This window comes from Halorubrum persicum (assembly GCF_002727125.1).
GTDB classification, from domain to species: Archaea; Halobacteriota; Halobacteria; order Halobacteriales; family Haloferacaceae; genus Halorubrum; species Halorubrum persicum.
Map to the genome: position 1 here is coordinate 1 of NZ_NHOA01000006.1, position 8434 is coordinate 8434.

At 69.6% G+C, this 8434-nt stretch carries 10 protein-coding genes and 1 tRNA gene; 7 read left to right on the forward strand and 4 right to left on the reverse strand.

Annotation, left to right across the window (positions count from 1 at the left end; translation table 11 throughout):
• The 3 genes from DJ69_RS00735 to azf all read left to right on the forward strand — a co-directional run.
• Window positions 1-294: hypothetical protein (locus DJ69_RS00735; protein ID WP_144050354.1), on the forward strand; the 294-nt coding region annotated here is incomplete at its 5' end.
• A 61-nt stretch (window positions 295-355) separates the two neighbouring features.
• Window positions 356-706 carry a cell division protein SepF gene (locus DJ69_RS00740; protein ID WP_004048756.1) on the forward strand — a complete coding sequence of 117 codons (351 nt, stop codon included), beginning with the start codon at window positions 356-358 and terminating at the stop codon, window positions 704-706.
• Between the two features lie 80 nt (window positions 707-786).
• Window positions 787-1689, forward strand: coding sequence for an NAD-dependent glucose-6-phosphate dehydrogenase Azf (gene azf / locus DJ69_RS00745; RefSeq protein WP_099253849.1), 903 nt, complete (start codon window positions 787-789; stop codon window positions 1687-1689).
• Between the two features lie 10 nt (window positions 1690-1699).
• Here the strand turns inward: azf and DJ69_RS00750 are convergent, their stop codons facing one another.
• The 3 genes from DJ69_RS00750 to DJ69_RS00760 all read right to left on the reverse strand — a co-directional run bounded on the left by DJ69_RS00750 (window position 1700) and on the right by DJ69_RS00760 (window position 3090).
• A complete protein-coding gene (locus tag DJ69_RS00750) occupies window positions 1700-2356 on the reverse strand; it encodes a DUF309 domain-containing protein (protein WP_099253850.1) in 657 nt (218 codons plus the stop codon).
• 88 nt (window positions 2357-2444) lie between these two features.
• Entirely contained in the window at window positions 2445-2663 is a 219-nt protein-coding gene (locus DJ69_RS00755) for a hypothetical protein (protein WP_245851419.1), read from the reverse strand.
• Window positions 2664-2823: 160 nt separating this feature from the next.
• Window positions 2824-3090, reverse strand: a complete 267-nt coding sequence (locus tag DJ69_RS00760) for a hypothetical protein (protein ID WP_099253852.1) — start codon at window positions 3088-3090, stop codon at window positions 2824-2826.
• A 460-nt stretch (window positions 3091-3550) separates the two neighbouring features.
• Between DJ69_RS00760 and DJ69_RS00765 the strand changes: the two genes are divergently transcribed.
• Window positions 3551-5392, forward strand: coding sequence for a cation:proton antiporter (locus DJ69_RS00765; protein ID WP_099253853.1), 1842 nt, complete (start codon window positions 3551-3553; stop codon window positions 5390-5392).
• An 84-nt stretch (window positions 5393-5476) separates the two neighbouring features.
• On the opposite strand, the gene DJ69_RS00770 is transcribed toward DJ69_RS00765, so the two are convergent.
• Window positions 5477-5549 (reverse strand) — tRNA-Arg (locus tag DJ69_RS00770).
• 315 nt (window positions 5550-5864) lie between these two features.
• Here DJ69_RS00770 and DJ69_RS00775 point away from each other — a divergent pair.
• The 3 genes from DJ69_RS00775 to DJ69_RS00785 form a co-directional block, all read left to right on the forward strand.
• On the forward strand, window positions 5865-7358 hold the full coding sequence (locus DJ69_RS00775; RefSeq protein WP_099253855.1) for a single-stranded DNA binding protein: 1494 nt from the start codon (window positions 5865-5867) through the stop codon (window positions 7356-7358).
• Window positions 7359-7488: 130 nt separating this feature from the next.
• Complete coding sequence (locus DJ69_RS00780) at window positions 7489-7920, forward strand: histone (protein WP_099253854.1); 432 nt, start codon at window positions 7489-7491, stop codon at window positions 7918-7920.
• On the forward strand, window positions 7921-8434 hold a 514-nt coding region (locus tag DJ69_RS00785; RefSeq protein ID WP_394338345.1), incomplete at its 3' end, for a histone deacetylase family protein.

The window sequence follows — 8434 nt, forward strand, 5'->3', positions numbered from 1 at the left end:
TTACGGCCCTCGCCGGAGGCCGACGCCACCGCCTCCGGCGAGGGCCGTAACGGGACGGGGTCCGGGTCGACGGCGGACGGCGACGGTGAGACCGCGGAGGCCGAAAGAGCCGGAGAGGCCGTGGGAACCGCGAAAAACGCCGGAGCCACTGAAACCGCGGAGATCGATCGGGTCGATCCCGAGACCCGCGCCGTGATCGAGGAGCTGAGCGACGTCGACCTCGCGGAGACGGCGCCGGTGGAGCTGTTGTCGCGGGTCCAAGCGTGGCAAGAGCGGCTCGACGAGAACCGCTGACGACCGGCGCGACGTCGCGTCTGACGTAAGAACTAATGTCTAACCTCGTCGTGTAGTGCGTATGGGTATTATGAGCAAGATCCTCGGCGGGGGCGGGAACCGCTCCGTCGACGACTACGTCGAGCTCGACCTCGACGACTTCGCCGAGGCGCACGCGGACACAGGGATGCAGGTACACATCGCGGAGATCGGCGACCAGGGCGACGTGATCCCGATCAAAGACGCCGTCTACGACGGCGACTTCGTCATCGCGGACATCACCCGTCACTCCACGTCCGACCGGACGATCGAGCACATCATCGACGAACTGCGGCAGGTCGCACAGGAGGTCGACGGCGACATCGTCCAGAAGGGCGACGACCAGATCGTCGTCACGCCGACCGGCGTGAGCATCTCGCGAGAGAAGCTGTAACGGGGACAACAGATCGGCGATCCAGCGCGTCGCGGGCGAACCGTGTCTTATATGCCCGTCTCGCGCCCACGTACGACCGAATGGACGAGCCGGTCCTGCTGACGGGCGCCGGCGGACGGGTGGGACAAGCCATCCTCCGCGGCATCGGCGACGACTACGAGTGGCGACTCCTCGACAGGGAGCCGCTCCCGGCGGTGAAGGTGCCCGACGGGGTCACCGACGCCGACCGGTACGTCGCCGACATCACCGACCCGGACGCCGTCCGGGAGGCGATGGACGGCGTCGGCGCGGTGATTCACCTCGCGGGCGACCCGCGGAAGACGGCGCCGTGGGACTCCGTGCTCCGGAACAACATCGACGGGACGCAGGTCGTGATGCGCGCGGCCGTCGACACGGGCGTCGAGAAGTTCGCGTTCGCCTCCTCGAACCACGCCGTCGGCGGCTACGAGACCGACGATCGCACGCCGGACCTCTACCGCCCCGACGACGGCTACCGGCTCGACGGCACCGAGCTCCCCCGGCCGGGGAACCTCTACGGCGTGTCGAAGGCGGCCGGGGAGTCGCTCGGGCGCTTCCACCACGACGAACACGGGATGAGCGTCGTCTGCGTCCGCATCGGGAACCTCACGAAGGACCACCCACCGCGGGAGTACGAGCGCGGGCAGGCGATGTGGCTCTCGCACCGCGACTGCGCGCACCTCTTCGACCGCTGTCTGCAGGCCGACTACGGCTACGAGATCGTGTACGGCATCTCGAACAACGACCGACGCTATTACTCGATCGAACGCGCCCGCGAGGCGCTCGGCTACGACCCGGCCGACAACTCCGCCGACTACACGTTCGAAGGGGAGCCGAAGGGTGACGACGGTGAGACCACCGAGGGTGACGAACCGGCCGGTGACGGCGGGTTCCCGAACCGAGACGACGCTCCCGCCGAGCCCAACTTCCCGACGGATCCCGACACGCCCACCGACGGCGCCTGATCGAGGGGGTTCAGAAGAGGCCGTCGACGTCGCGGCGCTTCCGCTCCGCCAGTTCCACGTGATCCGCGAGCCGCGCGGCCACCTGTCGGCGGGTGTCGGGCGTACGGAGGAACGCCAGCAGCAGCTCCGCGAACGTCGTTCGGCCCGTGCCGCGCTCCTCGCGCGCGAGCGCCGCCGCGGTCTCGAACGTGTCCTCGTCGCCGGGAGCGACCGCGCCGGCCAGCGCCGGCGCCGCGAGCAGCGCGGCCGGGAGGTCGAGGTCGCCGAACCGCGGCGGCGACCCCTCGACCCGGAGCGTCGGCGGAGCCGCGCGCTCGATCGTCACCGGGTCGGCCGCGATCCGGCGACACCAGTCGCGGACGGGCTCGACGGCGACTCCCCTGGATGCCGACCCGACCTCGGTGAGGTACTCGACCGCGTTGGCCGCACAGCCGACGGCGCCGGACCAGTTGTGGCCATCGGCGTGGTGAGTCGCCGCCGCAGCCGCGATCAGACCGTGGAGCAGCCGCTCGTCGGGACCGTCTTCGAGCGGGAGCCACGCCGCCTCCCACGGGTCGTGCGCCGCGAGGACGTACCCCTCGTTGAAGAGGGCGGCCCCGGCGCGGAGCGCGTCGGGAACGGGTGGGCCGGCGTCGGCGGCGTCGGAGCCGAAATCGTAATCGGTCATACCGATCCGTCGGAGTCTCCGACTGATAAGCGATGAGGACGAAGGTGGAGGGGCGAACCGTCAGCGGAGCGTCGGTGGCCCGACGCGATCAGCCGTCGGCGGTGCCGACCCCCTCGTCACCGGGCGCCGAGGGCGAGCGGTCGAACACGCGATCGAACGCGTCCGGGTACCGGCGGTGGAGGGCCGCGCCGGCGACCCCGCCGGAGACCGCGGCCGCGACGAACGCGGACGCGGTCGGGAACGCGGCGATCGCGAGCGCCAGAACCGGCAGCGCGGCGAGCGCCGCGGTCGCGCGCCACGAGGGCACGCGATGGGGCGGGACCGGACCGGTGTAGCGGTCGGGGCGTCTCGTGCGTCTGGAGGGTGAGTCTCGTGACATCGTGGTGTGGTGGGGTGGCGCGAGACCTCGCGCCGCGGTCGGAGTCGGTTCGTCGGTCGGGGACCGCGCGGGCCGGGGTCGCCCGGCGTCACCGGGGACGCGCCTCGTGGACCCCGACGAGCTCGGTGAGGTCGTCGACCTCGGCATCCGGCGCGAGCCGGAGCGAGGCGTCGACCTCGACCGTGAGGTCGTTGAGGCGCGGCCGGAGGGCGACCACGTCGACGCGTTCGACGTCGACGCCGTCGCAGCCGGCGAGCTTGGCGCGGACCCCGGCGTGGAGATCGCCCGCGGCGTCGCGGGGGACCGCCAGCCGGAGCGCGACATCGGTCGCGCGGTGGCAGGAGTGGACTGCCATACGGACCCGGGAGGGAGTCGATTCCTCACCCCGGAGGCTCTGCCGCTTGAGCTACCGGGTCCAACTGTCGGAAAGGGGGAGAGAGAAGGCGGCGCTCGCTCCGACGGGCGAAGCCGACCGCCCCCGCGTCGGGGTTACGCGGCGACGGCGTCGGAGCAATCGACGACCGTTCCGCGACCCCGTTTCCCGACGCTCCAGAGGGGGGCGAACGTCGGGATGGTGTCGCGGATGGTCATGATGGGGTCGCCCAGCGGGGGATTCCGCTCGGGCGTATATTCGTTGACAGGAGGAACTGAGTTAATAGTTGCTCGAGAGTGTGAACCAATAGCGTTATTCATCGCAATGGTTGTATTCCCAACAATAATCAGATGGGCCGACGGCACGGACGGGCGCAACTCCTCGGCCCACCAGTACACTAAGAAGGGCGGCGGTTGTAGGCCCCGTAGACGTGTCTAGCCTGTTGCCGGTCATCGCGGCGATCCTCGTGTCGGGACTCGTCGTCCAGCTGATCGCTCACCACCTGAAGGTGCCGAGCGTCATCTTCTATCTCCTCATCGGCGTCGCGTTGGGACCGGAGGTGTTGGGGCTCGTGACCCTCGAGACGTTCGGGGAGGGACTCGAGATCATCGTGGGACTCAGCGTCGCGATCATCGTCTTCGAGGGGGCGTTCGCCCTGCGGATCGAGCGGATCCGAGGCGCCTCCACGGTGTCGCTCCGGCTGGTGACGATCAGCGCCCTCGTGATGTTTCTCGGGACGGCGGCCGCGGTCCGGTTCCTCGAGGGGGCGAACTGGGAGATCGCGCTGCTCATCGGGGCGCTGCTCGTGGCGACGGGGCCGACCGTGATCACGCCGATACTCAACGTCGTCCGCGTTCGGGACCACGTCGCGACCGCGCTGGAGACCGAGGGGATCGTCAACGACGTGACGGCCGCGATCGTCGCCGTGGTGATCTTCGAGACGCTGCTGCTCGACGACCTCGGGGTGCCCGCGACGCTCTTCTCGTTCGTCGAACGGTTCGGCGTCGGCGTGGGCGCCGGGGTGCTCGCGACGGTGATCATCTACTACCTCCTAGACAGCGAGCTCGTCCCCGAACGCGACGTGCAGGCGTCCCAGTTCCTCGTGCTTGCGGCGGCGGTGGGGGCGTTCGCGGCCGCCGAGGCCGTCGCCGCCGAGGCGGGCATCGCGGCGGCGGCGACGAGCGGCATCCTGCTCGGGAACCTCGACATCGACAACAGGGAGGAGATCGAGCGGTTCGCGGAGAACACGACGCTCGTGGTCCTCTCGTTCGTGTTCATCTCGCTGGCCGCGCTGATCGACGTCGAGGCGATCGCGGCGCTCGGCCTCGGCGCCGTCGGGCTCGTGCTGGTGATCATGCTCGTGCTCCGGCCGCTCGGGGCGATCATCGCCACCGCCGGCGTCGAGCGGTTCACGTGGCCGGAGCGGCTGTTCATCGCCGGAGTGGGCCCGCGGGGGATCATCCCGGCGAGCGTGGCCACGCTGTTCGCGATCGAACTGGAGCTGGCCGGAAACGTTGCGGCGGGCGAGCTGCTGGTCGGAACGGTGTTCGCCGTCATCTTCGCCACGGTCGCGATCGAGGCCGGACTGGCGCGGCAGATCGGCGACGTTCTCGGAGTGTCACCAATGCGCACGATAATCATCGGCGGCGGCCGGGTCGGCCGGGCGCTCGCCACACGACTGGAGCGGCGGGGTGAGTACGTCGTCATCGTCGAGAACGACGACGAGGTAGTCGAGCGGGCTCGCTCGATGGGGTTCACCGTGTTCGAGGGCGACGGCAGCGACACGGAGACCCTGCGGGAGGCGGGCATCGGCGACGCGAAGCGCGTCATCACGGTGACCGGCGACGACGACATCAACCTGCTCACGTGCCAGCTCGCGATCACGAAGTTCGGCGTCGAGTCGGCGTTTTCGCGGGTGAACAAGCCGGACAACGTCGACGCCTTCGAGAGCATCGGCGTCAAGGCGATCGACTCGCCGACGGCCACCGCCGTCGCCATCGACGACGAGATCGAACGCCCGGCGATCACCCACTGGATGAACGAGCTGGGCGACAGCCACGACGTTCAGGAGGTCGAGGTGACCGCGGAGGCCCTCGCCGGACAGACGATCCGGGATCTCAACGCGCGGATCCCCGACGGCGCGTTCGTCGCCGTCGTCAGCCGCGACGGCGAGAACCACGTGCCGTCGGCGGACAGCGTGCTGGAGTACGGTGACCACGTCACCTTTATCGGCGACACGGAGGCGGTCAAGCGCGCGATGAAGCGGTTCCATCCGCACGACTGACCATCGTTTCCCGGATGTGCGTATGGCACCCTCGGAGACGCGCGCGTCCGATCGGCGATGCTCGCCGTGTAGTGTGTCCGAAAACGTCCTGACGGAGATTTGAACTCCGGTCCCTGGCTCCGCAAGCCAAGAGGATAGTCCACTACCCTACCAGGACTCAAATGAACGTACCGCGCTGTTACTTAAGACGGTTACGGTCCGTAGAGCGCGTGGCGAACGGTCGCACACGGCGCGATCGCGTCGCAACTGGTCGACGCGTGGAGCCGCGAGACGGCCGCCACCGATCGGCCGGCCGGCGCGTAGCGATTGCACACCTTTTGTATCGACGGGACCGATGAAGGGGTATGACGACGCCCCGACCCGCGACGACGACGACGCCGCGGCGCACGCGGAGCGAGCGCCCGAATTCGACCGCGAGACCCCCGCAAGGACAACGCTTATCCGCGGACTCGACAACCGAGGAGGTACGCGTATGGGAGTGATAGAGGACGTCTACGAGGATCTCGACACCGACGTCGAGTTCGAGGAGTTCGAGGCGGCCGTCGAGGACAAGGTCGAGCAGATGGGCGGGCTCGCCGACGAGGAGACCGCCGCGATGCTCATCGCCCACGAGCTGCGCGACGAGGAGGCCGAGACGATCGCCGACATCGAGCCCGGCATGAACGACGTGAAGTTCCTCGGCAAGGTGACCTCCATCGGCGATATTCGCACGTTCGAGCGCGACGACGAGGACGCCGAAGAGGGGCGCGTCTGCAACGTCGACGTGGCTGACGCCTCCGGCTCCGTGCGGGTCGCGCTGTGGGACGAGATGGCCGCGGCGGCCGAAGAGCAGTTGGAGGTCGGCCAGGTCCTCCGCGTCATGGGCCGTCCGAAGGAGGGGTACAGCGGGCTCGAAGTGAGCGCGGACAAGGTCGAGCCCGACGAGGACGCCGAGGTCGACGTGCAGGTGCTCGACACCTACCGGGTGGAGGACCTCTCGCTCGGGGCGTCCGACGTGGACCTCGTCGGCCAGGTGCTCGACACCGATTCGGTCCGCACGTTCGACCGCGACGACGGCAGCGAGGGGCGGGTCGCCAACCTCACCGTCGGCGACGAGACGGGTCGCGTGCGCGTGACGCTGTGGGACGACAAAGCGGACCTCGCCGAGGAGTTCTCGGCCGGCGAGGTCGTCGAAGTCGGCGACGGCTACGTCCGCGAGCGCGACGGCGACCTCGAGCTCCACGTCGGCGACCGCGGCACCGTCGAGCGCGTCGACGAGAGCGTGGAGTACGTTCCGGAGACGACCGACATCGCGGACGCGGAGATCGGCGAGACCGTCGACATCGGCGGCGGCGTCATCGAGACCGACCCGAAGCGCACGTTCGACCGCGACGACGGCAGCGAGGGGCAGGTCCGGAACGTCCGCATCAAGGACGACACCGGCGAGATCCGCGTCGCGCTGTGGGGAGACAAGGCCGACCGCGAGATCGAACTGGCAGACCGCGTCGTCTTCACCGACGTGGAGATCCAGGACGGCTGGCAGGACGACCTCGAGGCCTCGGCAAACTGGCGCTCGACCGTCACCGTCCTCGACGAGGGGAGCGATGCGGCGGGCGCCGACGGAGCGTCGGGTAGCACCGAGGCCGGCGACCGCGCCGGCGACACCGGGCTCGGCGCCTTCGCCGAGGACGGACAGAAGGCGGCCGCCGAGGCCGTCGCGGGCGAGACCGGCGGTGAGGACGGAAGCGGCGTCGAGAGCGACGGCGGAAACGCCGGGTCCGGTGGCGCCGCGGCCGCGACGGCGGAACGGTCGGCCGAGGATGTCGAGTTCACCGGGACGGTCGTCCAGACCGGCGACCCCGTCGTGTTGGACGACGGACAGCGCACGAAGAGCGTCGAGACCGACGCGAGCCTCCGGCTCGGCGAGGAAGTGACGGTCCGCGGGACGGAGCGCGACGGGACGATCGACGCCGACGACGTGTTCTGATCGGCGGGGCGCGCGACGAGAGCGGTAGTGGTCGCCGGGAGCGAGGCATCGAGTAGTGCCGATGCAGTCGCTCGACGGCGGAAAGCGGGTTAACGGAAACGTTTTACGGTGCACGGACGCGACTGTGTGTATGAGTGTCGAGTTGCCGTTCGCGCCGGTCGACGGGATCATCCGGCGGAACGCCGGGGAGCTCCGCGTCAGCGCGGACGCCGCTGAGGAGTTGGCTCGCCGGATCCAAGCGCACGGCGCGGAGCTGGCGATCGACGCGGCCGAACGGGCAACCGAAGACGGACGGAAAACGCTGATGGCGTCCGATTTCGGCGTCGAACAGGTGATCAGTCGCGAGGATCTCACGCTGCCCGTCGCCCCCATCGACCGGATCGCGCGGCTTCGGATCGACGACCGATACCGGGTCGGCGTCGACGCGCGGATCGCGTTGGCGGACATCTTAGAGGACTACGCGGACAACGTCGCGAGCGCGGCCGCGACGCTCGCGCGTCACGCCGACAGACGGACCGTACAGGCCGAGGACATCGAGACGTACTTCGCGCTGTTCGGGTAGATGCGCTTCGGATACAACGAGCGGTGTCTCGAACACGACACCGGCGAACGACACCCCGAAAACCCCGACCGGCTGCGCGCGATCCGCCGCGGACTGGCGAAGCGACACGGCGTCGAGTACGCGGAGGCGGATCCGGCGACCCGCGAGGAGGTCGTCGCGGTCCACGACGCGGAGTACGTCGACGAGCTGGAGACGTTCGTCGCCGACGGCGGCGGGAGCTGGGACCCGGACACCGTCGTGAGCGAGGGAACGTGGGACGCCGCGCTCAGCTCGGCCGGCCTCTCGCAGTGGGCGGCTCGGTCGGCGCTCGACGGCGACGACGGGCGGGATACCCCCTTCGCGCTCGGGCGCCCGCCGGGCCACCACGCGGTGCCCGACGACGCCATGGGCTTCTGCTTTTTCAACAACGCCGCCGTCGCGGCACAGACCGTCCTCGACGACGGAGCCGCCGATCGGGTTGCGATCTTCGACTGGGACGTCCACCACGGAAACGGGACGCAAGACGTGTTCTACG